This is a genomic window from Roseibium sp. JB4-4 (assembly GCF_055693425.1).
In genome coordinates, this window is the sequence record NZ_CM146333.1 from 627,843 (window position 1) to 653,259 (window position 25,417).

24 protein-coding genes are annotated in these 25,417 nt (G+C 54.4%); 13 read left to right on the forward strand and 11 right to left on the reverse strand.

Translation table 11 applies throughout. The annotated features are described in order from the left end of the window. Window positions 1-51: 51 nt before the first annotated feature. The 7 genes from ACZ1HV_RS02885 to ACZ1HV_RS02915 all read right to left on the reverse strand — a co-directional run bounded on the left by ACZ1HV_RS02885 (window position 52) and on the right by ACZ1HV_RS02915 (window position 7,711). Complete coding sequence (locus ACZ1HV_RS02885; RefSeq protein WP_472717263.1) at window positions 52-1,689, reverse strand: NAD(P)-binding protein; 1,638 nt, start codon at window positions 1,687-1,689, stop codon at window positions 52-54. Continuing rightward, window positions 1,686-2,705 carry a thiamine pyrophosphate-dependent enzyme gene (locus tag ACZ1HV_RS02890; protein WP_472717264.1) on the reverse strand — a complete coding sequence of 340 codons (1,020 nt, stop codon included), beginning with the start codon at window positions 2,703-2,705 and terminating at the stop codon, window positions 1,686-1,688. The genes ACZ1HV_RS02885 and ACZ1HV_RS02890 overlap by 4 nt, the downstream gene beginning before the upstream one ends. After that, complete coding sequence (porA, locus tag ACZ1HV_RS02895; RefSeq protein ID WP_298981957.1) at window positions 2,702-3,967, reverse strand: pyruvate ferredoxin oxidoreductase; 1,266 nt, start codon at window positions 3,965-3,967, stop codon at window positions 2,702-2,704. Before porA ends, ACZ1HV_RS02890 begins: the two co-directional genes overlap by 4 nt. Window positions 3,968-3,978: 11 nt before the next feature. Next, window positions 3,979-4,536 (reverse strand): 2-oxoacid:acceptor oxidoreductase family protein, encoded by a 558-nt coding sequence (locus tag ACZ1HV_RS02900; protein WP_298964053.1) that lies wholly within the window; start codon window positions 4,534-4,536, stop codon window positions 3,979-3,981. A 220-nt stretch (window positions 4,537-4,756) separates the two neighbouring features. Beyond that, complete coding sequence (gene nagA, locus ACZ1HV_RS02905; RefSeq protein WP_472717265.1) at window positions 4,757-5,908, reverse strand: N-acetylglucosamine-6-phosphate deacetylase; 1,152 nt, start codon at window positions 5,906-5,908, stop codon at window positions 4,757-4,759. Then, window positions 5,905-6,945 carry an SIS domain-containing protein gene (locus ACZ1HV_RS02910; RefSeq protein WP_472717266.1) on the reverse strand — a complete coding sequence of 347 codons (1,041 nt, stop codon included), beginning with the start codon at window positions 6,943-6,945 and terminating at the stop codon, window positions 5,905-5,907. The genes nagA and ACZ1HV_RS02910 overlap by 4 nt, the downstream gene beginning before the upstream one ends. 4 nt (window positions 6,946-6,949) lie before the next feature. Beyond that, on the reverse strand, window positions 6,950-7,711 hold the full coding sequence (locus ACZ1HV_RS02915) for a GntR family transcriptional regulator (protein WP_298816414.1): 762 nt from the start codon (window positions 7,709-7,711) through the stop codon (window positions 6,950-6,952). A 197-nt stretch (window positions 7,712-7,908) separates the two neighbouring features. Between ACZ1HV_RS02915 and ACZ1HV_RS02920 the strand changes: the two genes are divergently transcribed. The 8 genes from ACZ1HV_RS02920 to ACZ1HV_RS02955 all read left to right on the forward strand — a co-directional run bounded on the left by ACZ1HV_RS02920 (window position 7,909) and on the right by ACZ1HV_RS02955 (window position 16,060). Further along, a complete protein-coding gene (locus ACZ1HV_RS02920; protein ID WP_298816412.1) occupies window positions 7,909-8,790 on the forward strand; it encodes an N-acetylmuramic acid 6-phosphate etherase in 882 nt (293 codons plus the stop codon). Window positions 8,791-9,033: 243 nt separating this feature from the next. Beyond that, a complete protein-coding gene (locus ACZ1HV_RS02925; RefSeq protein ID WP_472717267.1) occupies window positions 9,034-9,945 on the forward strand; it encodes an ROK family protein in 912 nt (303 codons plus the stop codon). 34 nt (window positions 9,946-9,979) lie between these two features. Further along, window positions 9,980-10,705, forward strand: a complete 726-nt coding sequence (locus ACZ1HV_RS02930) for a copper homeostasis protein CutC (protein ID WP_472718395.1) — start codon at window positions 9,980-9,982, stop codon at window positions 10,703-10,705. Next, the gene (locus ACZ1HV_RS02935; RefSeq protein WP_472717268.1) at window positions 10,702-11,868 is read left to right on the forward strand and encodes a Gfo/Idh/MocA family protein; all 1,167 of its coding nucleotides are present in this window, start codon (window positions 10,702-10,704) and stop codon (window positions 11,866-11,868) included. The genes ACZ1HV_RS02930 and ACZ1HV_RS02935 overlap by 4 nt, the downstream gene beginning before the upstream one ends. 8 nt (window positions 11,869-11,876) lie before the next feature. After that, on the forward strand, window positions 11,877-12,767 hold the full coding sequence (locus ACZ1HV_RS02940) for a carbohydrate ABC transporter permease (RefSeq protein ID WP_298816403.1): 891 nt from the start codon (window positions 11,877-11,879) through the stop codon (window positions 12,765-12,767). Continuing rightward, window positions 12,764-13,606 (forward strand): carbohydrate ABC transporter permease, encoded by an 843-nt coding sequence (locus tag ACZ1HV_RS02945; RefSeq protein WP_298816401.1) that lies wholly within the window; start codon window positions 12,764-12,766, stop codon window positions 13,604-13,606. Before ACZ1HV_RS02940 ends, ACZ1HV_RS02945 begins: the two co-directional genes overlap by 4 nt. 41 nt (window positions 13,607-13,647) lie before the next feature. Beyond that, complete coding sequence (locus ACZ1HV_RS02950) at window positions 13,648-14,862, forward strand: ABC transporter substrate-binding protein (RefSeq protein ID WP_472717269.1); 1,215 nt, start codon at window positions 13,648-13,650, stop codon at window positions 14,860-14,862. Window positions 14,863-14,932: 70 nt separating this feature from the next. Then, window positions 14,933-16,060 (forward strand): ABC transporter ATP-binding protein, encoded by a 1,128-nt coding sequence (locus tag ACZ1HV_RS02955; RefSeq protein WP_472717270.1) that lies wholly within the window; start codon window positions 14,933-14,935, stop codon window positions 16,058-16,060. Window positions 16,061-16,153: 93 nt separating this feature from the next. Here ACZ1HV_RS02955 and ACZ1HV_RS02960 read toward each other — a convergent pair whose 3' ends face one another. Genes ACZ1HV_RS02960 through ACZ1HV_RS02970 form a run of 3 tightly spaced genes read right to left on the reverse strand, consistent with a single transcriptional unit; the run spans window position 16,154 to window position 19,247 of the window. Then, window positions 16,154-17,221: a D-TA family PLP-dependent enzyme gene (locus ACZ1HV_RS02960; protein ID WP_472717271.1), complete on the reverse strand. Its 1,068-nt coding sequence runs from the start codon at window positions 17,219-17,221 to the stop codon at window positions 16,154-16,156. Then, window positions 17,218-18,741, reverse strand: a complete 1,524-nt coding sequence (locus tag ACZ1HV_RS02965; RefSeq protein WP_472717272.1) for a M81 family metallopeptidase — start codon at window positions 18,739-18,741, stop codon at window positions 17,218-17,220. Before ACZ1HV_RS02965 ends, ACZ1HV_RS02960 begins: the two co-directional genes overlap by 4 nt. 2 nt (window positions 18,742-18,743) lie before the next feature. Continuing rightward, window positions 18,744-19,247, reverse strand: a complete 504-nt coding sequence (locus tag ACZ1HV_RS02970; RefSeq protein ID WP_472717273.1) for a hypothetical protein — start codon at window positions 19,245-19,247, stop codon at window positions 18,744-18,746. Window positions 19,248-19,352: 105 nt separating this feature from the next. Here ACZ1HV_RS02970 and ACZ1HV_RS02975 point away from each other — a divergent pair, with 105 nt between their 5' ends. From ACZ1HV_RS02975 to ACZ1HV_RS02995, 5 genes are read left to right on the forward strand one after another with little or no spacing between them, the layout of a single operon-like run. Beyond that, window positions 19,353-19,739, forward strand: a complete 387-nt coding sequence (locus ACZ1HV_RS02975; RefSeq protein WP_472717274.1) for a RidA family protein — start codon at window positions 19,353-19,355, stop codon at window positions 19,737-19,739. A gap of 6 nt (window positions 19,740-19,745) precedes the next feature. Further along, window positions 19,746-20,612 (forward strand): MurR/RpiR family transcriptional regulator, encoded by an 867-nt coding sequence (locus ACZ1HV_RS02980; RefSeq protein ID WP_298816386.1) that lies wholly within the window; start codon window positions 19,746-19,748, stop codon window positions 20,610-20,612. Beyond that, a complete protein-coding gene (locus ACZ1HV_RS02985; RefSeq protein ID WP_472717275.1) occupies window positions 20,605-21,405 on the forward strand; it encodes an SDR family oxidoreductase in 801 nt (266 codons plus the stop codon). Before ACZ1HV_RS02980 ends, ACZ1HV_RS02985 begins: the two co-directional genes overlap by 8 nt. A gap of 4 nt (window positions 21,406-21,409) precedes the next feature. Further along, a complete protein-coding gene (locus tag ACZ1HV_RS02990; protein WP_472717276.1) occupies window positions 21,410-23,320 on the forward strand; it encodes a beta-N-acetylhexosaminidase in 1,911 nt (636 codons plus the stop codon). Window positions 23,321-23,340: 20 nt separating this feature from the next. Then, window positions 23,341-24,786 carry a M81 family metallopeptidase gene (locus ACZ1HV_RS02995; protein WP_472717277.1) on the forward strand — a complete coding sequence of 482 codons (1,446 nt, stop codon included), beginning with the start codon at window positions 23,341-23,343 and terminating at the stop codon, window positions 24,784-24,786. Window positions 24,787-24,968: 182 nt separating this feature from the next. Here the strand turns inward: ACZ1HV_RS02995 and ACZ1HV_RS03000 are convergent, their stop codons facing one another. Then, complete coding sequence (locus tag ACZ1HV_RS03000) at window positions 24,969-25,196, reverse strand: hexameric tyrosine-coordinated heme protein (protein WP_363324430.1); 228 nt, start codon at window positions 25,194-25,196, stop codon at window positions 24,969-24,971. Window positions 25,197-25,417 lie beyond the last annotated feature (221 nt).

Below are 25,417 nucleotides of genomic sequence, written 5' to 3' on the forward strand. Positions count from 1 at the left end.
ATAGCTATATGCCTTTCAAGCCGTGCGCCTGCCGGTCGCGATTGTCGCTGTCTAACTGCCTTCCTGCACCATTTTGATGGCCCCGCATGGGCATTCAAAGGCGCACATACCGCAGCCCTTGCAATAGTCGTAGTTAAATTCGAACCGATTGCCTGGCCCGAGTTTCACGACCGCGTTGTCGGGACAGATGCCGTAGCAATTGTCACACTCGAAGCAATTGCCACAAGACAGACACCGCCGCGCCTCGTAAAGCGCATTGTCTTCGGTCAGACCTTTCAGTACTTCCTCAAAGCCGGTTTGCCTGCGTACAGGATCAAGCTGCTCCTGTTTGCTTTGCGGCGCATCGTCATAATACCACGGATTGATGTTCTCAAATCCGGCGAGCTCAGCCTTCAAAGGAGATTGGTAGATCTTTCCGCGAAGCCAGGCATCGATATCGCGGGCAGCTTTTTTTCCGTGTCCCACACCAACCGTCACGGTCCGTTCGGCCGGCACCATGTCACCGCCTGCAAAGAGACCTGCTCGACCCGTCATCATCTGGGCATTGACCGTTACAACGCCATCTCTGGCGATCTCAACACCCTCAACTCTCTCCAGAAAGCTAGTATCGACATCCTGGCCGAGCGCCAAAATGAGAGTGTCGGCTTCGATGGTTTCAAATTCACCTGTCGGTTGGGGACGGCCGTTTTCGTCAATCTCCATCTTTTCGACCGTAACGCTGGTGCCATCAACCTCTTTGATCGTTCGCAACCAGTGCATCAGCACGCCTTCGTCCTCGGCCTCCGTGGCCTCAAAGTCATGCGCGGGCATTTCCTTGCGAGAACGCCTGTAAACAATCATGCTTTCGTCAACACCAAGTCGCTTGGCAGTTCGAGCGACATCCATCGCAGTGTTACCGCCACCATAGACGATCACGCGTCGCCCAAGTTTCGGGGGCTCGCCACCCGTCTCCATTTCCTTCAAAACGCTGACCGCATCCAGGATCTTTCCGGCTGCGTGTGCGGGAATATCAATTCGTTTTGCCAGATGCGCACCGACGGCCACGAATACCGCATCAAAGCCCTCGTTCTCGAAGGCCGCTTCGATGTCTTCCACCTTCTTGTTGAGCTCCAATTGGACGCCGGTATTCAGAATTCGCTGGATCTCATAATCCAAAACATCTCGTGGCAAGCGATATTTGGGAATTCCGAACCGCATCATGCCACCCGCCATCGGACCAGCCTCACGGATCGTCACGTCATGGCCGAAACGACGCAGATGATAAGCTGCACTCAACCCGCTCGGTCCCGCGCCAACGACAAGAACCTTCTTTCCTGTATCCGGCGCCGAAAACCTGGGCATCCACCCCTTTTCAAAGGCCATGCGACCGAGAAATCTCTCTATGGCGTGAATTGCAACGGGTTCGTCCAGCTGCCCGCGGTTACAGGCCGTTTCGCAGGTGTGGTAGCAGACCCGCCCCATAACACCAGGCATGGGGTTGTCTTCCATGATCACCTGAAAGGCTTGTTCATAATCGCCTTCTTCAGCATGAAACAACCACTTTTGAATATTCTCGCCTGCCGGGCATGTGTGATTGCACGGCGGAAGCCGATCCAGATAGACGGGGCGCTCGGTTCGCCAGGAGCCTGTCTTGTTGGCCAGGCTGGTGCTCGGATCAAGTGTTATGGCAAATGGCAGCTCGTGTGTCATGGCGCCGTCCTTTCCCCCAACAGATTGAAACGGTCGATGTTTGCGTCAGCCATTCGCTGTATTGCGGCTATTCGGTCAACATCTTCATGGTCTTTCTTAAACAGATGCGCGAACCGTTTCTGGAGTTTCAAGTAGTCTTCAACCGGGACCTTCTTGCGGATCTTTTGCGTTCTAACGACAGCCCCGTTTTCTGCCTCGAAAAGCGGAAACAAACCGCTTTCAACGGCAAGTCTCGCAAGCAATATCGTATGGTTCGTCGCAGATCCCCAGCCGAGCGGGCATGTCACAAGCACATGGATGTATCGCGACCCGGACATATTCATGGCACGTGTCACCTTGGTTTCAAGGTCGTGCAGATCTGCAACTGTAGCGGTTGCCACATAGGGAATGTTGTGTGCCATCGCGATCAAGGGCAAATTCTTGCCTGTACCGAACACATTGCCCGGAGCATCCCCGACAGCGGGCGTCGTTGCCGTTCGTGCCGTTGGCGGCGTCGCCGACGATCGCTGTACTCCGGTGTTCATGTAGGCCTGATTGTCGTAACAAATGTAGAGCACATCATCATTTCGCTCGAACATTCCCGACAGGCAGCCAAAGCCGATATCCGTCGTTCCACCGTCTCCGCCTTGCGCAATCACTTTGGTCTTGGCTCTGCCCTTCCGCCGCATGGCAGCTGCAACACCTGTTGCGACCGCAGGTGCATTGCCGAACAGGGAGTGGATCCAGGGGATCTGCCACGAGGTTTCGGGATAAGGTGTCGTGAACACTTCCAGGCATCCGGTGGCATTTACCGCTACCATATTGCCGTCGCAGGAACGCATGGCTGCATCCAGGGCAAAACGCGCGCCCAGAGCTTCGCCGCATCCCTGGCAGGCCCGGTGTCCGGACGTTATCGCGTTCGAGCGGTCGATTGAGGATTGTACGCTTCGCTTGTCCTCATCCATCAAGCGATTGCCGACGGTATGTGTCCCGGTCTGGTAGAATTTCACCCGTTGCAGGGCTGTTTCTTCGCTCATGACGCTCTACTCCGCTCTGCAGCCGGGCGATTTTGAATGGCTTTCAGTATTCCTTCAGCCGTCGGCCCGGCATGTCTCATCTCCGCGGACCGTGCAATTTCCCGGTCGATGACAGCTTGCTCCAGGCCCAGGAAAGTCACATCTGGCAGAGATCCGTTCTCGGCAGCCCGCAACACTTCAGAAATGCCTTTCATGGTGATCGCCCTGCCTCCGAGCCCGGCAATGACAGTTTGCACCGGAAGTGGAACTTCTCTGAGCGCCATGCGGACGTTTGATGCGAGTACGCCACCAAGGCCGGGAGCCAGGCTCTTTTCGATCACGACGACCCGCTTAGCGCTTTGCAGCGCATTCTTCAGCTCCTCAAGCGGGAACGGGCGGAACGAACAGATTGACACCGATCCGACGCTCGAACCGGTCTCCCGTTCGGCATCGACGACCTCCTTGATAGTTCCATTGACCGACCCCATTGCCACAAAAATGGTCTCCGCGTCCTCTGCCCTATAGGAATGCAACAGGCCGCCGGACGCCCGGCCAAACACTTCCTTGAAAATGGTTCCAATCTGCGGAATGAGATCGAGCGCCTGCATTTGCTTGCGATGTGCCAGGTAGCGAACTTCCGTAAAAGCCTCCGGCCCAACCATGGCACCGATCGAATAAGGATCTGCGGGGTCAAGAACTTGCACGGGTTCGTAGGGCGGAAGGAAAGCGTCGACCTCTTTCTGGGTCGGAATATCAACGCGCTCATAGGCATGGGTCAGGATAAATCCGTCCATGCAGACCATCACCGGACAGCTGAGTTCTTCCGCCAGCCTGAAAGCCTGAATGTGCAGGTCAGCCGCTTCCTGGTTGGTTTCTGCAAATAGCTGGATCCAGCCTGCATCCTTCATTGACATCGCGTCTGTGTGATCGTTCCAGATGTTTATCGGTGCACCGATGGCGCGGTTGCCGAGTGTCATAACGATTGGCAAACCAAGACCAGAAGCGTTGTAGACAGCCTCTGCCATGAACAATAGTCCCTGGCTGGCGGTCGCGGTATAGGCCCGCGCACCAGCTGCTGATGCGCCTATTGCGACGGAGAGCGCGGCGAATTCAGATTCAACATTTATGTATTCACAGTTTTTCAGTTCCCCGGATTTAACAAGCTCTCCGACACCTTCAACTATGTGGGTCTGTGGCGTAATCGGATAGGCGCAGACAACCTCCGGGCGACAAAGCGCAACGGCCTGTGCAACAGCGGCGGATCCTTCAATCTGTTTGAGCATATCACCCTCTCCTATCCAACGGCGACGTCGTAGGCCTCGCGTGCGGCCGCGATATTGGCGGCACCAACCTGCCCTGGAAACTTTTGGGAAATTGCCTGTTCGACGGCTTCAATAGACACCTCACCGCTCATCGCTGCGAGGCTGCCTAGCAGCGCTGCGTTGGGAAGTGGTCGTCCGATATGTTTCCGGGCAATCTCGCTGGCTCCAACATCCCGAAAGTGGTTGTGCGGAAACCCGGAGGCAAAATCGTCAATTCCCAACTCTTCGAAGGATTGCTGGGAGTTAATCAAGACATAGCCTTGACCATTGAGACCCGCGAACAAGTCAACTGAGTGAATAAGTGTCGGGTCCTGTATAACGAGAGCATCAGGTTGGGATACGGGTTCGCGTGACCGTATTTCCGTGTTTGCAATTCGGCAGTAGGAAACGACAGGCGCACCCATTCGCTCCGATCCGAAGCTCGGAAACGCCTGCGCGTGCTTACCCTCATTGAATGCTGCGATGGACAGGAGTTCGGCGGCGGTAACCACGCCCTGGCCGCCCCGGCCATGAAATCGTACCTGGAACAAGACCTTTCCCCCGATTGGAACACACTGGCGACCACCGGTCGGCAGGCAACGATTGGGAGGGTACAAAGGCGGGCGACTGTCAACATTGACATGTCTCAATCGTTTCAAAGGCTGTCGCCTGAAACCCAGAATTGAATCGTGGTTTGCTGAAACGTGGTGGGTTGGAAGACAGACGAACGATCTTTTGTCACAGTCGCCTGCCTTGGGACGCCTGCGGCGGTCACTCGCCTAGAGCATGACCGGAAAGCCAGACACCGACAATCTTGAAGTCGTCGTCGAGGCATACAAAATCTGCCTGACACCCAACCTTGAGCCGTCCGAGGGGGCGGCCAACAATGTCAGCCGGGAAGCTGGTTGCCATGGAAAGCGCTGTCTCAATATCTACGCCAACGCTTTCCACGAGATAAGCAACCGAAGTTGGGAGATCGATATCGGCACCTGCCAACGTTCCGTCGGAGAGCGTTAGTCTGCCGTCTTGCCTGAAGATTTCACGCCCTCCGAGATGAAACGAGGTCACGTCGGTGCCTGTTTGAGACATGGCATCTGTTACAAGGAAAATGCGGCCCGGTCCGGATTTGGCTTCAAGCGCTATTCTGATCGCTGCCGGATCAACGTGAACACCGTCGGCTATCAGCCCCGCGCTCAAGCTGCCGAGATCAAGCGCGGCACCGACGAGCCCAGGTTCACGATGCTGAAGCGGACTCATGGCATTAAACAGATGCGTCACACAGGCTGCACCAGCCTCTGCTGCTGTTGAGCACTCTTTATAAGAAGCGCCGCTATGTCCCAGACTGACGTGAATGCCAGCACCGGCCAATCGGCTAATCTGTTCGGGGCGTACGGTTTCCGGCGCGACCGTGATCATCAGAGAGGGCAATTGGCTGGCCGCATAAAGATAGAGATCCATGTCGTCATCTTCTATCGGCCTGATCAGAGAGGCGTCATGTGCCCCTTTTCTGCCCGCATAAAGATGAGGGCCTTCCAAATGCAGCCCATGGAAGCCACGAACACCTTCCGCCCACGCCTCTATTCCAAGCTTGAGAACTCTGCGTGTGACCTCAGGACTGTCAGTGATCAAGGTTGGGGTCAGCGAGGTTGTTCCGAGTTGCAGATGAGCCTGACAAATGCGCGCAATATCCTCCACACAGTCCACGTCACCCAGCATCAGACCGCCGCCACCATTGACCTGAAGGTCCACAAAACCCGGCACCAGCGTGCTGTTGCCAAGGTCGGTTCTCACCTGGTCTGCCTGAAGCGCTCCAAGGGGCACAATGTCCTTGACGCGTCCACCTTCCACAAGAAGCGCAGCATCTTTATGAAAGTTGTCGCCGTCAAAAATTCTGCTGCAGGTGTAGGCAGATAGGCCGGTCATACTGTCTGCGTCACCTTTTTCAGATGTTTTGGCACATCCGGGTTGAACCCGCGTTGCCGCGAAAACCACTCGATAAATGCATAAAAGGAGACAATCTGAGTAAGTGCGTCAGTGATCGGATGGTCGGTCGAGACAAAGGGCAGCCTGTGAGCGCGCTCGACCAGCTTCGTGGTTGCGTAGACACTTCCGCCCTGGGCGGACATGAGATCAGCAGCCTCGGCAAGCCCGGCCTCGGCGGCATCCCTAACCCCGAGCGCCAGTATCGGATACCCGCCTTCGACAATCGAAACAGGTCCGTGCATCACTTCCGCCGACGAATAGGCTTCTGCATGCACCTGGCATGTTTCCTTGAATTTCAAGGCCGCTTCGTTGGCGATCGCGAGCCCAGGGCCACGGCCGATTACATAAAGCGAGCCTCGTTTTTCAATCGGTTCTGCAAGTTCCTGCCAATCGATACCAATTGCATCCTCAAATGCACCAGGCAACTTTGCAAGCGCGTCCAGGAGTTTTTCATCGCCTCCTATTTCAGCAAGCAGCACCAATCCGGCAACAACGGAATTCACGAAGGTTTTCGTTGCAGCAACACTGCGCTCAGGACCAGCTCCAATGTCCAGTGCCGCGCTGGAAAAATCCGCCAGTTTGCTGTCGGCTGTATTGGTCAGACCAACTGTGAAGGCCCCCTGCTCTTTCGCGCTTTGCACCACCGACAGAATGTCCGGACTTGCACCGGACTGAGAGATAGCGATCACCAGGGCCTGATCAAGCCGCACCTTGCCACCGTAAATTGAAGACACTGACGGTCCGAGTGAAGCCATGGCAAGACCGAGATATATCTCCGAAGCGTATTTCAAAAACGTCGCGGCATGGTCTGAAGACCCGCGTGCCACACTCGCCAGAAAAACGGGAGCGCCAGCGCGTGCCGCAACATCACGAATGTGAGCGCGACCGTCGGTCAACAGCCTGTTCGCGACTAACGGGATCTCTTCGATCTCCTGCCTCATGTGTGTCTGGGCAAAAGGGTTCATTGGTTTACTCATGAAGTCAGTCATCCGACATTTGCAGTTCAGCAATGAAATCGTAGGCATCGCCGCGATAGACAGAGCGGGTAAACTCAACGACATGTCCGGAAGCAAGGTAGGATACACGCTCGATCTTAAGTCCGGCTGAACCGACAGGAACGTTGAGAATTTCGGCATCCATCGATTCAAGATTGCGCGCCGAAATACGTTGAATGGCGCGCACAGGCTGCAGCCCTGTCGATCGCAACACTGCGTAAAGAGACGTTGAAACGCGTTCTGGATTGGGCAGAACCTTTTCCGACAGTGAGGCCCGTTCGATTGCCATTGGAGTTCCGTCAGCCTTGCGCAAACGGTCGACGCGCGCGACACGCTGGCCAGAAGTCAGACCAAGCGTAAAAATTTCCTCCGGCGAAGCAGGAAAGACCCCGCGGCGCAGCCACTCGCTGCTGGCTGTAAGACCGCGCCGCGCCATGTCTTCACTGAAGGAAGTCAAACTTGAAAGACGTTGCTCGACCTTGTGAACCTTGGGCGCGACAAAGGAACCGCTACCGCGTTTTTGAACAACGATCTGGTCTTCCACAAGACCGGCAACCGCCTTGCGCACTGTCACGCGCGACAATTCGGTAATGGAAGCGATTTCACGCTCCGAAGGCAACGGCTCGTTCTCCTTCAGCACACCATCATCAATCGCCTGTTGAATGCGGCGACGCAGCTGGAGATAGCGTGGCCCACTCGAACTGGCCATCCAGTCATCGTTTTCCAGCATGGAGATGAAGTCTGTCATAAAACGAGATGCCTTGGGCGAGAATAATAATACCTTTCAGATACCAATTTAAACTCTATCGAAACCGAAAATCAAGTGCTAAAAGGTTCTTCATTAACCTTTGGGACTGCCCTTTGAACGGAGATATGCGAGCAAGATCACGCCGATAGCCCGGAATTGATCGCCAAACGTCCGCTTAAACGACCTGAGCCCGGAACATGACGCTGCCGACCACAGAAGATCGAGACCCACTCTCCATCGGTCTTTCAAACAGATCTGACGAAGAAGTTCTATCATTGCTGCTTGAGCGGCAGATGGAAGCGTTGAGAGCTGTTGGCCCCGCGTTACCGCAGCTTGTCAACGCAGCAACGGCTCTTCAAAAGGCAGCGCAGGCCGGAAACAAGATCGGATATTCAGGAGCCGGAAGTGCAGGTCTAACCGCGCTTTCAGATTGCCTGGAACTGCCAGGAACTTTCGGCTTTCCTGCCGATCGGATGTGCATGCTATACGCCGGAGGTGTCGAAAATCTTCTTCACCTTGCAGGCACGCACGAAGATGATATTGCACTGGGCATTCGTGATTTTGACCAAAGCGGCCTGGGCGAAGGTGACGTTCTGATCGGCGTTTCTGCAAGCGGAACAACGCCTTATACGCTCGGCACCTTCAAAGCCGCCGCAAAAGCAGGCACCGTGACAATCGCAATTGTAAACAATCCCGGCACACCACTCCAAGAGCATTCAAACTTCCCGGTATTCTTGAACACACCCGTGGAAATCATTGCAGGCTCCACACGCATGGGAGCAGCAAGCGCGCAAAAGGCCGCGCTCAACATGATTTCAACTCTGGTTGCTCTCAGGCTCGGCCACGCTGTACGCGGTCATATGGTCAACCTGGTCGCCGACAATGAAAAGCTGCGGTCCCGTGCCCAAAGAATGCTTCAGGACCTGACCGGCTGCGCTGAAGAAACCGCAGCAAACGCACTAATTCAAGCGAACGGACGCGTAAAAGTAGCAACTGTCATGATTCGCGAGGGCGTCAACGCCAACAAAGCGGAAGACATCCTGAAAAAATACGACGGCAATCTGCGCCCGCTACTCTGATCCAATTCAGCAAGACTATAGTTAGCTCTTTACCTTTCAGGCTGTCTGTTCCGCATGTGCGTACAGTCATGTTTCAGCTATTCTTTGACAGATTGCCGCGCTTCATACCGGCTCAGCCAAACTGCCATAATCGTTAAAAAAGTCAGGCCAATTATTTTTTTGGTTTACTAACTCCGCAATTGGTTGCATATTGGTATTATAAATGGACGCAAACAAATAGATCCAGAGGCGTAATCACAGGCGATGATCACCTGTTTCGATATTGGGGGTTCCTTCATCCGGCACGGAACGCTGAGTGAAGATGGATCCGTCACAGAAAACGGCCGCGTCGCGACGCCCGGCGCCGACTGGGACGCGTTTGTAAGCGCCATTAATTCGTGTGCCGGAAGTTCAAGCACTCCCATTTCGATCTCGCTTGCAGGCGCATTCGATGACCGGTCCGGAGTAGCTGACGTTGCCAACATACCCTGCCTTCACAAACGTCCCGTGTTGACCGATCTGGAAAAAGCTCTGGGACGCCCCGTTGTCATAACAAATGACGCCAATGCTTTCGCGCTTGCGGAAGCCGTTGACGGCACCGGCAAGGGCAAATCCGTTGTGTTCGGTATTATTCTCGGCTCAGGCGTTGGCGGCGGTCTCGTCATTGATGGCAAGCTGGTGACGGGTTTTGGCGGCATCGCCGGTGAATGGGGGCATGGACCGGTGCTTGACCCCAGCGCTGGTGGCCAATTGTCGGGTATCGGTCACTATGCTTGCGGCTGCGGACAAATCGGGTGCATTGACGCAATCTGTTCTGCCCGCGGGCTGGAACGGATCCACCAGTCACTTCACGGCATTACTTCTTCCAGCGAGGAAATCACCCAGGCCTGGCACCAGGAAGATGTGAAAGCTTCTTCAACCATAGAGGCTTATTCAACCCTCCTGTCCCGTGCTCTTTCAGTCCTGGTCAATACGCTTGGACCCGACGTTATTCCGGTTAGCGGAGGACTTTCCAACGACATTGCATTGCTTGATCTGATTGATCGTAAAACGCGTCAGATCGTGTTGGCCAAATATGAGCAGGCATTGGTTTTGAAGGGCCATTTTGCGGAAAATGGTGGCCTCCAAGGTGCAGGTATCGTAGCCCGAATGTCGTTCAGGGAGTGGGCTGCATGAGATTACCCCCTCAAGCGACACCCTCATCCTCGAGATTTGTGTCGACACCCTGGAAGGTGCCTGGACAGCTGCCGAATGCGGAGCCGGTCGCATTGAGCTTTGCGCTGCACTTGACGTCGGCGGACTGACACCATCGGCCGGGATGATGTCTGCGGCTTCAAAATTGCCTGTTGACGTTTATGCAATGATCCGACCACGTGCGGGCGACTTCTACTATTCGGACGCAGAAAAAGCAGTGATGCTACGCGACATCCAGATGGCCGAAAACGCGGGCCTGGAGGGAGTTGTCATCGGTGCTGTAACCGAACAGCGCGAATTGGATCGAGACTTTCTGGCTGCGGCCATCGAGAACACATCGCTATCTGTGACCCTGCATCGCGCCATCGATACGGTGAAAGACTATGCATCTGCGGTGGAAACCGCGATCGAACTTGGGTTTGAACGCATTCTGTCTTCCGGCCAGGCCACGACAGCAGATCTAGGCCGGGAAGCACTCGCAAGTGCCGTAAAACAAGCAGCAGGCCGAATTTCGATCATGGCAGGTTCAGGCGTTTCAGCCGCGAATGCTCAGAGCCTTCTGGCGCACGCAGGCGTCCATGAACTCCACGCATCCTGTGGCTCCTATGTTGATGCCCCTTCGCCCGATGCCCTTGAAAGCAAACTCGGCTTTGTTGGTGAAACCGGCGTCAGATCAACGGATGCAAAGCTCGTGCGAGCATTGAGGGATGCTATGGACAAATATTTGGAGGCCGCAGCATGAAGACCGGTTACCTCGGCCTCGGCGCCCGAATTGCAAATGTCAGCAATTGCCTTCAGGGCGTGTCAACGGAACTGGAACCAGCAGTCTATGTGGACCCGACACCTGCCGGTCTGAAACATGTTGAACAGAAATCCGGGCAACGCCTGAGAAGCTATTCAGATCCAATTGATATGCTGGCAAAGGAAAACCTTGATCTCCTGATGATCGGTTCTCCAAACTTCATGCATCTTGATCACCTCCGGGCCGCTCTCCAATCCGACGTTCCTTATATTTTCTGCGAGAAACCTGTTGTCGTCAGCGAAGAGGAAACCTTTGAGCTGCTGTCTTTGATGAAAGCAAATGACGGAGCGAAAAGAGTACTCGTCGGATTGGTCTTGCGTTATTCGCCGCTCTACACCGAATTAAGGCGCAGCCTGGACAACGGGCAGATCGGCAAAATCGTTTCAATCGAGGCTGCAGAGCATATCGGTCCCTATCATGGCTCCTTCTTTATGCGGGACTGGCGACGCTACGAGAAAAATTCCGGTGGCTTCATGCTTGAGAAATGCTGCCATGATCTCGACCTCTATCAGGGCGTTGTCGGCTGCCGTCCAAGATATGTTTCCAGTTTCGGTGGCCGGAAAAGCTTCGTTCCGGAGAACCGTCCCGAACAGGATCATAGCTTCCCGGCCCCTGAAATCTCGGGGCGTGTCGACCCATTCACGCCCCGATGGGGTGGCGGAAACGCAGATTTCGATTCAGATGGTGACATCATCGACTACCAGACCGCGCTGATTGAATATGAGGACGGCGCGAACCTTTGTTTTCACACGAACATGTATGTGCCCGATGAATTCCGGCGCTTTGCGATCATGGGCACGAAGGGCATGGCCGAAGGTGACTTCATCCGGAACTATTTCCGTGTGCACGATGCACTGACTTCGAAGCGACTTGTCGACAAACCACAGCTCGCTGAAGCGCGTGACGGTCACTACGGCGCTGACGAAGCGATGGCCAAGGATCTCGTTCACTACTTCAAAAACGGCGGCGGGTTGCCGGTCGGTGTTCTCGATGCGCTTGAAGCAGGGCTGACTGCAATCAAACTCGATGAAGCGCGTCATGCGCGCTCCGTTATCGACTTGAAAGATACCTGGGACCAATTTGACAGCTATGGGTTGGCTTAGAGGGGACAATGGCGTTCAACACTCGAAAAACTGACTATTTCCCGTACCTATTGCTGATACCGGCAACAGTTGTGACGTTGATCGTAGTCGCATGGCCTCTGGTGGAGACTATCCGTCTATCCTTCACAGATGCCTCGCTGCGCCCCGTCGAAAACTATGTTGGCTTTGCCAATTACGAAAAGATGTTCTCCCGGCGATTTCCGGAAGTAATAGCACGAACATTCTATTGGATGGCCCTGTCAGTCATTTTCAAAATTGTCGTCGGAACGCTCGGTGCGGTGCTGCTAAACGCAGCTATTCCCGGTAAAACTCTTATGCGCGTATTGGTGATGCCGCCCTGGATCATCCCGATCCCAATTGGCGTCTTCATCTGGGGCTGGATGTACAATGGGCAGTTCGGAATGATTTCCGGCATTGGTCAATCCATTGGACTGCTTGAAGGGCCGTTCGAATTCCTGGCCTTCAAGTCTTCTGCCTTCTTTTCGACCATTGTCACGGATGTCTGGATCGGAACTCCTCTTGTAACTGTCTATCTGCTGGCGGCAATGCAGGCCATTTCGCCTGACCTGCATGAGGCGGCCTGGGTCGACGGTGCTTCCAGGTTCTATCGTTTTCGCCGGATAACCCTGCCGCTCATCATGCCGGCCATCGCGACGATGTCGTTGTTGTCCGCCATCTGGACTTTCAACTCCTTCGACATCATCTGGATCCTGACAGAAGGCGGTCCCCGCAACGCGACCACAACGATGATTATCGACACCTACAAGACTGCGATCAGCCGCTTCAAGTACGGCGAAGGTGCAGCGCGTGCCGTCATGATCGTGATCTTCCTGTCGCTGTTCTCCACGTTCTACTTCCTGATGATTTCCAGGCTATCAAAGAAGGACAAAGAGGTATGATCAACAAGTATCGCTGGTACGAGTTTGTATTGATCTATGCTGGGCTTGCCCTGTTTTTGACCTTCATTCTCGCACCGTTCATCACCGCTTTCACGGTGTCGTTGCGGCCCATGCAGTCGCTGTTTTCAATCCCATACCGGTTTCTGTCGGACAACATGACGTTCGAGGCCTATTGGGAAATGTGGAGCAGCGTTCCCTTGCTGGCGCGCTACATGATCAACTCGATTTTTATCTCCAGTGCGATCACCATTTGCGGGTTGTTGGCCATCGTTCCGGCCGCCTATGCATTTGCGCGATTTGAGTTTTCCGGGCGCACAGGGCTCCTCGCAGGTTTTCTTGCCGTGAACATGGTCTCCGGCGCGGTCCTGATCATCCCGCTTTACAAGGTGATGCAGCAACTTGGTGTTCTGAACACCTATTTCGCGATGATTGTTCCAGGCACTGCATTCGTGATCCCGACAGGCATCTGGTTGCTGCGCTCCTACCTTATGAAGATACCACGTGAGCTCGAGGAAGCTGCCTGGGTGGATGGAGCCGGCAAACTCTACACCATGATACGGGTCATTCTGCCGATCGCCCTGCCCGGCATCATGGTCGTCGCCATCGCAACATTCATTGCGGCATACGCTCAACAATTCATCTTTGCACTCACCTTCAACTCGGTGAACGAGTTCAACCCTCTCCCAGTCGGACTGTTCCAGTTCTTCGGCCGTCAAACGGTTGTGTGGAACGAACTGATGGCTGCAAGTTTGGTCGGCATCCTTCCAGTGCTGCTCCTCTACGTCTTCCTCCAACGCTACATCGTCGCGGGCCTGACCGCCGGTGCCGTGAAGGAGTAAGTCCCGCATAGCAACCCACACACAATAACCGGAGGTGGAAAATGACTATGAAGTCCATTTTGATGGCAAGCGTGTTTGCAGTCGGTCTGACCGGCGCAGCCGCTGCGGAAGACAAGATGATCAACATGATCAACTGCGGCGACGACACAGGTGCGGGCATCCCGCTCCAGGCGCAGCTGATCGAGGAATGGAAGTCTGCCAATCCTGGATATGATGTCACAGTGGAATTCGTTCCCTGGGGTCAGTGTCAGGAAAAATCCACAACGCTTGCAAGCGCGGGCAACCCGCCTGCAATCGCCTATATGGGCTCCCGCACGCTTAAGCAGCTCGCCGCCAACGATCTGATCATTCCGGTGGACATGACCGAAGATGAGAAGGCGACCTACGCACCGCCGATCCTCGGTACGATAACCGCCAATGGTCAGCAGTGGGGGTTGCCGCGCGCGTTTTCAACAAAGGCCCTTTACTGGAACAAAGACCTTTTCAAAGAAGCTGGACTTGATCCGGAAGCGGCGCCCAAAACCTGGGACGAAATGTATGACGCTGCTGCGGCTATCAAGGAAAAAACAGACGCTGACGGGTTCGGTCTTGCTGCCGCGTCCTTTGACAACACCATGCACCAGTTCATGAACTACGTTTATACGAACGGTGGTGAGGTCATTAACAGCGATGGTGAAATTGTCTTCAATTCACCGAACAACGTTGAAGCGCTCGCCTTTTATGGCAAGATGGCCGGCGTCTCACAACCTGGTCCCATCGCCTATGACCGGGCCAAATTGCGTCCGCTTTTTTCCGAAGGAAAAATCGGCATGTTCATTTCCGGCCCGTGGGAACGCTCACAGGTTGGCGACGCCGTCAACTGGGGTGTTGCCCCGATCCCGGTAGGACCGAGTGGGAAGCCCGGTACGCTGTTGATCACGGATTCGCTTGCTGTCTTTAAAGGAAGCGGTGTCGAAGAACAGGCACTGTCACTTGCAAAACTGCTGACCAATCCGGAAAACCAGATTGCTTTCGAATTGGCTGAAGGCTTCACACCGCTGCGTGATTTGCCTGAAGTTAAAGGCCTCGTTGAAAAAGACCCGACCTGGGCTGCGTTCCTTGATGCCATCCCGACGGGCGGACCGGAGCCGTTCCTCACCGATTATGTCGGCTTTCAGGACACGATCAACGAAGCTGTTCAAGGCGTCGTTTCCGGCGATGTCGATCCGTCCGAAGCGGTGGAATTCGCCGCCGAGGAACTGGAAGAATTCAAATAAACCTCCCGCAAACTCGTCCGGACCCTCTTTCATGAGGGCCCGGACCTTTTCAGACATATGAGGAATTCCGATGGGCGAACTACGCCTCGATGACGTCCGCAAATCCTTCGGCAATCTGGAAGTGATCAAGGGCGTTTCACTGGACATCAGTCATGGCGAATTTGTTGTGTTCGTCGGACCTTCGGGATGTGGCAAATCCACGTTGCTTCGCATGATCGCCGGGCTGGAGGAAATCAGCGGCGGCACCGCAGAGATCAGTGGCAAGACAGTCAACAACCTGCCTCCGGTCGAACGCGGCATCGCCATGGTTTTTCAGTCCTATGCGCTTTATCCGCATATGTCCGTTTATGAAAACATTGCGTTTCCGCTCAGGGTTGAAAAGCTTTCCAATGATCTGGTCGAGCAGAAGGTTCACCAGGCCGCACGTATTCTCAAACTGGAAGAGCGGCTAAAGCACCGTCCTGGCCAACTCTCAGGCGGCCAGCGACAGCGAGTTGCGATCGGCCGTGCTATTGTTCGGGAACCATCGGTGTTCCTGTTCGACGAACCTCTTTCCAACCTGGACGCAGCTTTGCGGGCGGAAATGCGTGTGGAATTGGCAAAGCTCCACAATGAGCTCGATGCCACCATGATATATGTGACGCATGATCAGGTCGAAGCCATGACAATGGCTGATCGGATCGTCGTTCTGGAACATGGCGTGATTTCACAGGTCGGCACACCACTCGATCTTTATCACAAACCGCAAAACCTTTTCGTGGCCGGTTTCATCGGCAACCCGAAAATGAACTTCTTGAAAGTGACCGGGATAGATGCCGACGAAAAAGGCGCCAGAGTGACCCTGCCCAATGGGCAAGAGATAGCGACCGGCGTATCGACCAACGGCGACATTGCAGGCAGGTCACTCACTCTCGGCATCAGACCGGAAGACCTCACCTTGGACGCAGCAGACGCTACTATCGAAGTTGTCCCGAATGTGGTCGAACATCTCGGCATCCACACAGTGACTTATAGTGTGGTGGACGGTGCGACAGATACGTTTTGCTCTTTGTTGCCTGGCTCTGCACCTGCCAGGGTCGGCGTGTCCGTCGCAATGGGGCTAAACGGTGCTGACTGCCATCTATTTGAAGAAAATGGCGCTGCGTTTGAACGCAGGGTCGCCTTGTCCGACCTCGACCCTGCCAAAATGCAAATATGACGCAGTGAAGGCCGGCAAATTGCACCCTTTTCTAGGTGGATTTGCCGGGCAAGCCGTCTGGAGGACAGAGCAACTTTTCTCCCGAAAAACGCCCTAGACGACTTGCCCACGAGCAGAGACGGGCTCAATGCGCGTCACCACTCCGTCTCTGTGAAAGACCAGTTTGTCGAACAGGTTGGAAACCACACAGGTGTGATTGGGTATGATCCGCACACGCTCACCAACTTGCGGTTTGTTTTCCGACCTGCTCAGATCGACAACGGCATGTTCTTCGCTCAAATTCGCAATCGAAGCTTCAGGATAACCGATCATCCGGCCATGATCGGCAAAGCCGAGTAAATCGGAGGTAAGTGCCTTGGAACCGGCATCGAGCACAGCCCTGTTCTCGGTGGGCCTGGACACGACGGTGGCGATCACATGCATGGCGCAATCCTCATAGTCGCACATACCGGCGCGCACCATCGAGCGATCATTGAAGATATATGTGCCTGCCCTGTGTTCTGTCGCGCACTTGACCAGATCAGAATCAAAAAGACTGGGCGATCCACCGTGAGACACTACGGGACAATCAAGTCCTTCACGTTTCAAGAGATCAATGGTCTTTGCAAAGAACGTTTCAACGTCAGCCTCGCTCGACGGCTTGGGATAAGTCAGCAATCCATGGAATGTAAGGCCGGGTTTTTGGTCAATCTGCCTGGCGAGGACTACTGCCTCTTCCGGTGTCTGGACACCATTTCGACCCGAGCCGGTATCGCACTCGACCAAAACCTTCAAAGGGGTACTTTCGCCAAAGCGGGTTGCAAGGCCATCAACCACAAAATCGTTGTCCGCAACCACCTGCAGGTCCACCCTAGCATTCAACTCCTTAAGCCGATCCAGGCGCGCATCACCGAGCATGTTGAAGGTGATAAGGATGTCGGTGAAACCTGCGTCAGCAAATACCTCTGCCTCACTGATTTTTTGGCAGTTGATACCCTTTGCTCCAGCTGCGACCTGCAACGAGGCAAGCGCGGGAATTTTGTGGGTCTTGATGTGAGGCCTGAAGTTTCGACCGATCCGATTGAAATACTGTTGTGCGACGTTGATGTTGGATACCATGACCGCCTCGTCGATCACGACAACTGGCGTAAGCAAGTCGTTTATGGAGTATCCGACACTCATGATTTGCCTCCTGAACGGCCGGTAGCTTTCAAGGTTTCCTGCGCTTCTTCATCTAACGTCAACGCATAGTCCGAGATCGGCCAGATATCGCATGGTGCCTTTTTGTAAGGCGTCTTTCTTGGATCGTTCGGATAAGGCCGCCCGGCTGAGCAGTACAGTATGAGCTGACTGATTTCAGCAAAGGACCGGTAAAAGTGATTGGTCGATTTGACGACCACAATCTTGAGGTCCGCAAGGTCTATGCCAAAATTGGTGAAAAGACTTGTATCGAAGCACTGGGCCCGCGTTGAGTTCAAGATAACGTCGATTCCACTTACCTTGATCCACGTGGCATCGCCGATCGGGACAATGCTGTCACCAAAAACCTGCGTCGCATTCTTCACGTTGCGGATGACGACCACTTCGGCGTCTATGGGCAATCCGGTTTCCGGAGCAGATTTGGCACCGAAACGAAGCTTCAACGAAGCGCCCTCGCCCGCAGCATGACAGAGTTTGACAGCAATCGGGTCCCAGATGCTGCCGAATGCGGTCTTGGTGAGCTGGCGCTTCAGGGCCTCAGTCAGAAGTATCGTCGAGTCGCCTGCCGTCCCCCCGCCCGGATTGTCCCACATATCGGCAATGGTGACCGGACCTCCAGAAGAGCCAACCGCTTTGTCGAATGCTTCGCTTGGGGTCAGTTCGGGGCTGCGGACCTTGCCGCGCAAGCCATAGAGCTTCTCTCCGAGCTCCCTTGCAACCCGTTCACCCAACGGGTGATCATCATTGGTGACGGCAAGGATCTTCGTACCCATTTCCGGTACGTCGCCCGCCATGAACCCATGAATAACAGAAAGCGAAAGAATGTTGGGCGTTCCTCTTTCGAGCTCAATCATGTCATCGACGAAACCGCGCATTGGTTCTTTGCTTGTCGGAAACACATCGATCATCTTGGGATCGAAGACACTGATGACTGGCCGCGCGCGACCGGCAACTGTCTCCCCGGCAAGGTGCCAGGCATCTTCAGCTCTCTCAACAAAGTCGGTGTGAGGAAACTCCTTGAAGGCAATCAACGCATCGGCCGCCGTGATCCGCTTGCGCGTCAGATGACTATGCGGATCCATGGTCGCAACAATGGGCACGGTGGGCCCAACTATCTCCCGGGCTCTTGTCAGAAAATCGCCCTCCGGATCATCATACCCTGCAGCAACCATCGCACCGTGCAGGCCAAGGACAATGACATCAAAAGGACCGCTCTTTTTCAGTTGCCCAAGAATTTCGTCCCGAAGCAGCTCATAACACTGACGCGAGACCAGTCCAGCCGGATCTGCCCATGCGGATGTACCCTCGACGAGTTGCCAATCATTGTCCTTGGCAAATTGCCGTCCCACGGTCACTACGGCAGAACACAGTGTTGGTGTGCCGGGATGCTCGCCTGGCCGCGCCAACAAGGACGCCTCAAATGCATCGATGTCTATGCGAATTGGTGAAAAGGTGTTGGTTTCTGTTGCCAATACAGCTGTGAAAGCACGTCGCTGGGTCATCTTCAGTTTGCAGCGCCGAGTGGATTTGGCAAGTAACCGGTGAAACTGCAGATCTTCCAGCGCCCGCTCTTCTTGACGCAATAATAAAGCGTCTGCCAAAGCAAACGATCCTCGCTGCCATCAGCCTTTTTGATCCGACCGTCGAATTTCTTCCGAGCGATAGCCCGGGAGCCATTGATTTCGATATCTGTCAGACGCGTCGCATTGAAGATCGCGGCTCTTGCGTCTTCCGCAAAATCGGTCTTGGAAAACTCTTCTGCCTGACGCAGCCATTCGTTCTTGTAAGTCGCCAGATCGGGAAAGCCGAGTTGCCATTCGTCCGGGTTGGCCACCTTCCCGCCGTCGACCCCGAAAAACGCATCTTCCTCAAAATCGTTTGATACAAGGCCCCAGTCAGCGGCGAGAAATGCCGTTATGTCCCTATCAACGAGCATATCCCAGATTTCCGCACGATCGGGATCCCGACCCGAGAATGGATTGATTTGATTTTCAGACTTATCCCGCATTTCGGAAACCATTTTCATTTGTACGGTTGATTTTTAAAAAATATAGGAGTGAAATGAAACCAATGTCAAACCACTATGTAAATCATTTTCATTTTGGAGCTTGAAATGAGCATCACACGATATGGAGCCGACAAATCAGGAGCCGGCGGTCAAAATCTTCCCTTTGCACGCGCTGTAGAAGCTGACGGATGGCTTCATGTTTCCGGACAGGTCCCAATGAAAGATGGAGAGATAGTGAACGGTAGCATCGTTGAAGAAACGCACCTGACCATCAAGAACGTCATCGCCATTCTGGAAGAAGCCGGATACGGACTTGAACACGTGGTTCGTGTTGGCGTTTGGCTAGATGACCCTCGAGACTTCTGGTCTTTCAACGGGGTCTATAAATCCTATTTTGGCGAACACCCTCCTGCGCGCGCTTGCGTCCAGGCGACCATGATGGTCGACTGCAAGGTTGAAATCGACTGTATCGCCTACAAGAAACCGGATTGATCGGTTATGCGGGACATTCTGTCGGTGTTGCAGGGTGTTGAACCTGATTTATCAAAGTCGGAACGCGTTCTGGCGGCGATCTTGCGCAAAGATGCAGACTTCATTGTCAACGCGGGCATTACCGAGGTTGCTGAACGCGCTGGCGTATCGCCACCAACGGTGACCCGTTTCTGTCGAAGACTTGGATGTGAAAGCTTTACGGCCTTCAAGGTGCAGGTTGCTCAGGTCACCTTTGCAGGCACCCGCTATCTAGCGACCAATGCTGCTTCCGAGGCTCCGCAAGACATTGCCGACAGTCTTATGGTTCAGCTGCAGGAAACGGCCGCAAATACCAGGTCTGCGTTAGACATGGACACGGTCCAGCATGCTGCAGACCTGCTCAGCAACGCTGGTCTCGTTGCTGCCTATGGCGCTGGTGGCACTTCGTCGATGGTTGCGGACGAGATACAGAACCGCTTTTTCCGTCTTGGTTTGCGCACTGTCAGCATAACCGATCACGCCATGCAGCTTATGCACGCGGCAACATTGCGGCCAGGAGATGTTGTCGTGGCCTCTTCCGTCTCGGGACGCAATGTCCAGATGGCGCGCGCGCTCGAGGCTGCCAGAACGTATGGCGCGACGATAATTGCGCTCACCCGGCCCGAGCGTCCTGTGGCAGCCCTCGCCGATATCACAATCGGGATCGATCTGCCGGAAGGGGAAAACATCCTAAGACCAAGTTGCAGCCGTTACGCGTTTCTGTTTGTCGTCGATTTGCTTTCAACTTTGATAGCAGTGAGACGCGGAGATGAAGCTCGCGAAACCCTGCGCCGGGTCAAACATCAGCTTACCAATACCCGCGATCAGGACGACAAGGAGGCACTGGGTGACTGAACAGACTTCAAAACCGGTCGCCGTCGTAACAGGTGCCGCAGGTGACATAGGTGCCGCCATTGGGGAACAACTGGCAGAGACCTACACCATAGCTGCTGTCGACATGGACCAGGACAGCCTTGAGAAAGCTGTTGGATCTCTTCAAGAAAAAGGCATGAAGGCGACGGCACTTCCGTTTGATCTGACTAATGCCGACAGTCTTTGCGAATTGGCTGCTTCCGCCCGGTCTCTTGGCCCCATTGAGGTATTGATCAACAACGCTGGAGCAGCAAGCGCGCGCTCACTCCATCAAATGACCCGAGAAAATCTTGCAAAGGACGTAGGGCTAAACCTGGAAGCTGCGCTCAACTGTTTCAAGATGTTTGAAGATGATCTGATTGCCTGTGGGCACGCCAGCGTCGTCAACATCGCCTCGGTAAATGGTCTCGGAACCTACGGCCACCCCGCTTACAGCGCAGCCAAGGCAGGGTTGATACACGCGACAAAGGCTCTTGCTGTCGAATACGGCAAATATGGATTAAGGGCGAATGCTGTTGCTCCCGGAACGGTCAAGACGCAAGCCTGGAAATTAAGGCAGTCGGAAAATCCGCAAGTATTTGAAGAAGCCCTTCGCTGGTACCCATTCAAGGCTCTTCCAGAACCGGCCGATATCGCCCAGGCTGTTGCTTTTTTGTTGAGCCCGGCAGCCAGATGCATCACCGGTGTCTGTCTTCCGGTCGACAGCGGCCTGTCAGCTGGTTCCCCCGCCCTGCCCAGAACATTTACGCAATCGCCCGACTTTGACGGAACCTGAATTCATGACCGATGTTGTCCTCGACTGTTTCTATCGTCCCTCAGAAAACCTTGCAGAGGCGCGCCTCGAATTTGCCCTGACCAATACCGGCAAGAAGACGCTACAGTCCTTCACGCTCGCTTATTCCGCAATGACCCGTGCAGCTGGAAATGCATCTTTGGAAAATGCGCAAAACCTAACGCGCATTGCCAATTTTCATGAACTCTCTCCACCTCCTGGCCTGAAGCTTGAGCCAGGAGAGAGCTGGACATTCGCTGTTCAAGGCCTCGTCAATCCGGCCCGCCACCGGCTTGACGGACCAAAGTCGGCCTACATCACCACATACGGCCAAATTGTTGAGGTCCTGTGCAATGATCTTGATGCCCCGGATGACGCAGATACCGGTGAGCGCAGAAGTGTGTCTCCTGGCGTGGTCGACCTGCCGATCCATATTGTGCCCTGGCCCCAAACGATCAATGTCTCGGCGTGGACGGACAGAATTTCTGCAATCCATTTGTCTGAAGGAACTCCTGACGAAAAAGCGGCAGCCGGAAAAATAAACGGCCTTTCAAAACGCCTCTTTCCTGAGACCCCCTATCCGTTCCGATTTTCAGCTTCGTCGACAACTTGCGGTCTTGCCTTGAGGCATGACGAAACCCTGGCAGACGAAGCCTATGGTATCGAGTTCGCGAATGAACATGCACTGCTCAGGTATGGGGGCCAACAGGGCCGCGACTATGGCTTGACTGTGTTGGCGCAAATTGCCTACGGCGCTTATGTCGCGCCAGACACCTACCGCTTTCCTGTCCTGGGCTTAATCGCTGACTCCCCACGCTTTGGCTGGAGAGGAACGCATCTGGATGTTTCACGTCACTTCAGGCAGAAGCATGAAGTGCTGCGCCTTCTCGACATTCTGGCCTGGGGCCGTATGAATGTTCTGCAATGGCATCTGACAGACGACGAAGGCTGGCGCCTTGAGATCAAGGCTTACCCCGAACTCACAAGCAGCGGAGCCAAACGCGGCCCTGGTTGCCAACAGGTTGGGCAACTCGGGTTTTCGTCCCAAATTTACGAGGGTTTTTACTCTCAGGACGATATCAGTGACATCGTTTCCCACGCCCTTGACCTCAACATAGATATCGTCCCGGAAATAGATGTGCCGGGTCATTCAACTGCAGTCCTGAAAACCTATCCCAAATTCGCCGATCAGGCCGAGCCCGACAACAGTTATCACTCCATCCAGGGTTATCCCAACAACGCGCTCAACCCAGCGATGGACGAAACATATGACTTTCTTGAGAAGGTATTTGCGGAAGTCGCAAGCCTGTTTCCAAGCGAATACATTCACATCGGCGGGGACGAGGTTGATGTTCACTCCTGGCTGGAATCACCCAAAGCTCAGCGATTAATGAGTGAGAAGAACCTCTCCGGAACACTGGAATTGCAAGCTCATTTCATGGGAAGAGTGCGCGAGATCCTCGCGAAACACGGCAAGAAACTTGCCGGATGGGATGAAGTATCGCACGGCGGCGGCATCGATCCGGACGGTGTCCTCCTGATGGCGTGGCAAAAGCGCGAGGTTACAAAGGAGTTGATTGACCAAGGCTACGACGTCGTCAGTACGCCCGGGCAGCACTATTACCTCGACATGGTTCAGGCCTCCGGCTGGAAGGAACCTGGCGCAAGCTGGGCGGGTGTTTCAACGCCCGAAGCATCTTACGCCTATGAGCCCTCGGAAGGCCTGCATGAGGCCAAACTGGACCAGTTGAAAGGTGTTCAAGCCTGCATTTGGAGCGAGCACCTTACCGACAAAGCGCTTTTCAATCACATGGTCTTCCCGAGAGTTTACGTTGTTGCGGAGGCAGGCTGGACGTCACCAGCACAGAAAAACTGGCAACGCTTTGCTGCATCAAGCATGTACTTCCCATCCCTATGAAACGAGACGACAGGCGAACAATGAAAATAGCGGTTGGCGGTATCCACACGGAATGCAGCACTTATTCTCCCCTGATCCAGACCGCTGATGACTTTACGATTGTTCGCGGTGAAGACCTTGTCAGAGAGGCAGGCCTGGCGGACAGCCGGTATGCCGAGATCGCCTTTCAGCCTCTTTTTCATGCGCGTTCTGTCCCAGGCGGACCTGTTGAAGAGACTTGCTATCAATCCTTCAAAGGTGACTTCCTGAAACAGCTTGAGGACAGTCTTCCTGTCGACGGTGTGCTCCTGATCATGCACGGCGCAATGCATGTGGTTGGCCTGGGCGACGCCGAAGGCGACTGGATTGCAGCTGTTCGGAAAGTCATCGGGCCAAAGCTGCCGATCGCAGTCAGCTATGACCTACATGGCAACGTTACCCAAAATATCGTCGACCAGATCGATATTTTCTGCGCTTACCGGACAGCTCCCCATATTGACGTTCAGGAAACCCACCAGCGCGCAGCGGATCTGTTGATAGACCAACTCTCTGGTGGCTCCAAGCGGTGTGTTGCCTGGGTTTCTGTGCCTGTTCTTCATCCTGGGGAACGAACGAGCACCGAAGACGAGCCAATGAAGTCTCTTTACACAGGCTTGCCGTTGTTCGACGCATCAGATGGTGTCGACGACTCCAATTTGATGGTGGGATACGTTTGGGCAGATACGGAAAGAGCGACAGCTTCCGCCGTTGTGACGGGTACAGATCCAGCGGCAGCCAAGCAAGCTGCCGAGCTCATTGCGGCCGGTTACTGGAACAATCGGGAGAATTGCCAATTCGGCGTCCCAACGAAACCGCTTGAGGACTGCCTGATGGACGCCTCGGCCTGCAAAACCCATCCCTTTATACTCGCTGACAGCGGCGACAACCCGACAGGTGGTGGTGTCGGTGACAGGACCGACATCCTTCACCTCTGGCTTGAAAAGGGAATGGAAGGTGGCGTGTTCGCCGGTATTGCTGACCCAGCAGCAGTTGATGCAGCTTGGCAGTCCGAAACTGGTGCCAAGTTTGAGATAACAATTGGAGGAGCTCACGGAAGTTCTTGCCCAACTGTGGAATGCCAAGCGAAGGTGCAACTGAAGCGCGGCGATCCTGACAAAAAGACGCGAGAAGTGCTGCTTGAGGTTGCCAACAACCTCGTCATCCTGTCCGAGTACCGCCGCCCATTCCACAAGCTGGATGATTTCAAGGCTTTCGGCATCGACCCCGCCAGCGCCAAATTCCTGATTGTCAAATCGGGATATCTTTCACCCGAGTTGGCGCCGATTGCCTGTCCGCCACGAATGGCCCTGACTGACGGAGCCGTAAATCAAGACATTCGCGCCCTACAAAACGAATGGCGTCGGTCACCGTCCTTTCCGTTTCAACAAGACTTCGATTGGCTGCCGACTGCGAAGCTGTCAGCAAGGGCTGGTCACAAGACCCCGTAAGCTCACGAACGTGCTGGGTTCGTCATCTTGTCCGCTGACCTTCGCTTATGCGCGCTGGCACCGGTAGAGCGTTTACTTCAGCAAAGTGTTCTTTGAAACAAGCGCTTGGGCTCAAGCCTTGAAACCAAAACACTCAACGGACGGTCATGGAACAACCGTCCGCTCTTTTGCAACGCCCTTGTTCAGGACTGGCTCCAGTAGTTGTTTGCCTGGGCGACGGTTTGAAAATTTGTCGCAACAACCTGAGATACCATAGTCAAGCTGTCAGCACTGTTGGCGTAATCGGCGCGAAGCCTGTTTCTGATCTCGTCATCCGGTTGGGTCATTTTGACCGCCATTCGCGACATCTTTATTGCAAGGCTGTAGCCCTCTTCTGGTGTGGCCGTTTTCAAACTCGGTAGCCAGCTCATGAATATCTCCCTCGGTTCATGATTGATTTGTGTTGTTCAATGGCGATGCGATAGCGGTTCAGGTCAGGCGCTTCCCTTTTTCAGCATCAAATTAGCTTTCAACGAAAGGCCGGAAGTCCGGCAACAGCAACATGCCGGCGACCGGAACATTCTCACTGACCTAAGCATCCTTGTATTTGTATGTCTTCTAATAATATGCTACCTAACTTTTAGCAATAAAA

Bases quoted from the DNA above. Each gene is read 5' to 3' on its own strand.
- ACZ1HV_RS02885 (WP_472717263.1), bottom strand. From the start codon at position 1,689: ATGACACACGAGCTGCCATTTGCCATAACACTTGATCCGAGCACCAGC.
- ACZ1HV_RS02890 (WP_472717264.1), bottom strand. From the start codon at position 2,705: ATGAGCGAAGAAACAGCCCTGCAACGGGTGAAATTCTACCAGACCGGG.
- porA (WP_298981957.1), bottom strand. From the start codon at position 3,967: ATGCTCAAACAGATTGAAGGATCCGCCGCTGTTGCACAGGCCGTTGCG.
- nagA (WP_472717265.1), bottom strand. From the start codon at position 5,908: ATGACCGGCCTATCTGCCTACACCTGCAGCAGAATTTTTGACGGCGAC.
- ACZ1HV_RS02910 (WP_472717266.1), bottom strand. From the start codon at position 6,945: ATGAGTAAACCAATGAACCCTTTTGCCCAGACACACATGAGGCAGGAG.
- ACZ1HV_RS02915 (WP_298816414.1), bottom strand. From the start codon at position 7,711: ATGACAGACTTCATCTCCATGCTGGAAAACGATGACTGGATGGCCAGT.
- ACZ1HV_RS02920 (WP_298816412.1), top strand. From the start codon at position 7,909: ATGACGCTGCCGACCACAGAAGATCGAGACCCACTCTCCATCGGTCTT.
- ACZ1HV_RS02925 (WP_472717267.1), top strand. From the start codon at position 9,034: ATGATCACCTGTTTCGATATTGGGGGTTCCTTCATCCGGCACGGAACG.
- ACZ1HV_RS02935 (WP_472717268.1), top strand. From the start codon at position 10,702: ATGAAGACCGGTTACCTCGGCCTCGGCGCCCGAATTGCAAATGTCAGC.
- ACZ1HV_RS02940 (WP_298816403.1), top strand. From the start codon at position 11,877: ATGGCGTTCAACACTCGAAAAACTGACTATTTCCCGTACCTATTGCTG.
- ACZ1HV_RS02945 (WP_298816401.1), top strand. From the start codon at position 12,764: ATGATCAACAAGTATCGCTGGTACGAGTTTGTATTGATCTATGCTGGG.
- ACZ1HV_RS02950 (WP_472717269.1), top strand. From the start codon at position 13,648: ATGACTATGAAGTCCATTTTGATGGCAAGCGTGTTTGCAGTCGGTCTG.
- ACZ1HV_RS02955 (WP_472717270.1), top strand. From the start codon at position 14,933: ATGGGCGAACTACGCCTCGATGACGTCCGCAAATCCTTCGGCAATCTG.
- ACZ1HV_RS02960 (WP_472717271.1), bottom strand. From the start codon at position 17,221: ATGAGTGTCGGATACTCCATAAACGACTTGCTTACGCCAGTTGTCGTG.
- ACZ1HV_RS02965 (WP_472717272.1), bottom strand. From the start codon at position 18,741: ATGACCCAGCGACGTGCTTTCACAGCTGTATTGGCAACAGAAACCAAC.
- ACZ1HV_RS02970 (WP_472717273.1), bottom strand. From the start codon at position 19,247: ATGCGGGATAAGTCTGAAAATCAAATCAATCCATTCTCGGGTCGGGAT.
- ACZ1HV_RS02975 (WP_472717274.1), top strand. From the start codon at position 19,353: ATGAGCATCACACGATATGGAGCCGACAAATCAGGAGCCGGCGGTCAA.
- ACZ1HV_RS02980 (WP_298816386.1), top strand. From the start codon at position 19,746: ATGCGGGACATTCTGTCGGTGTTGCAGGGTGTTGAACCTGATTTATCA.
- ACZ1HV_RS02990 (WP_472717276.1), top strand. From the start codon at position 21,410: ATGACCGATGTTGTCCTCGACTGTTTCTATCGTCCCTCAGAAAACCTT.
- ACZ1HV_RS02995 (WP_472717277.1), top strand. From the start codon at position 23,341: ATGAAAATAGCGGTTGGCGGTATCCACACGGAATGCAGCACTTATTCT.
- ACZ1HV_RS03000 (WP_363324430.1), bottom strand. From the start codon at position 25,196: ATGAGCTGGCTACCGAGTTTGAAAACGGCCACACCAGAAGAGGGCTAC.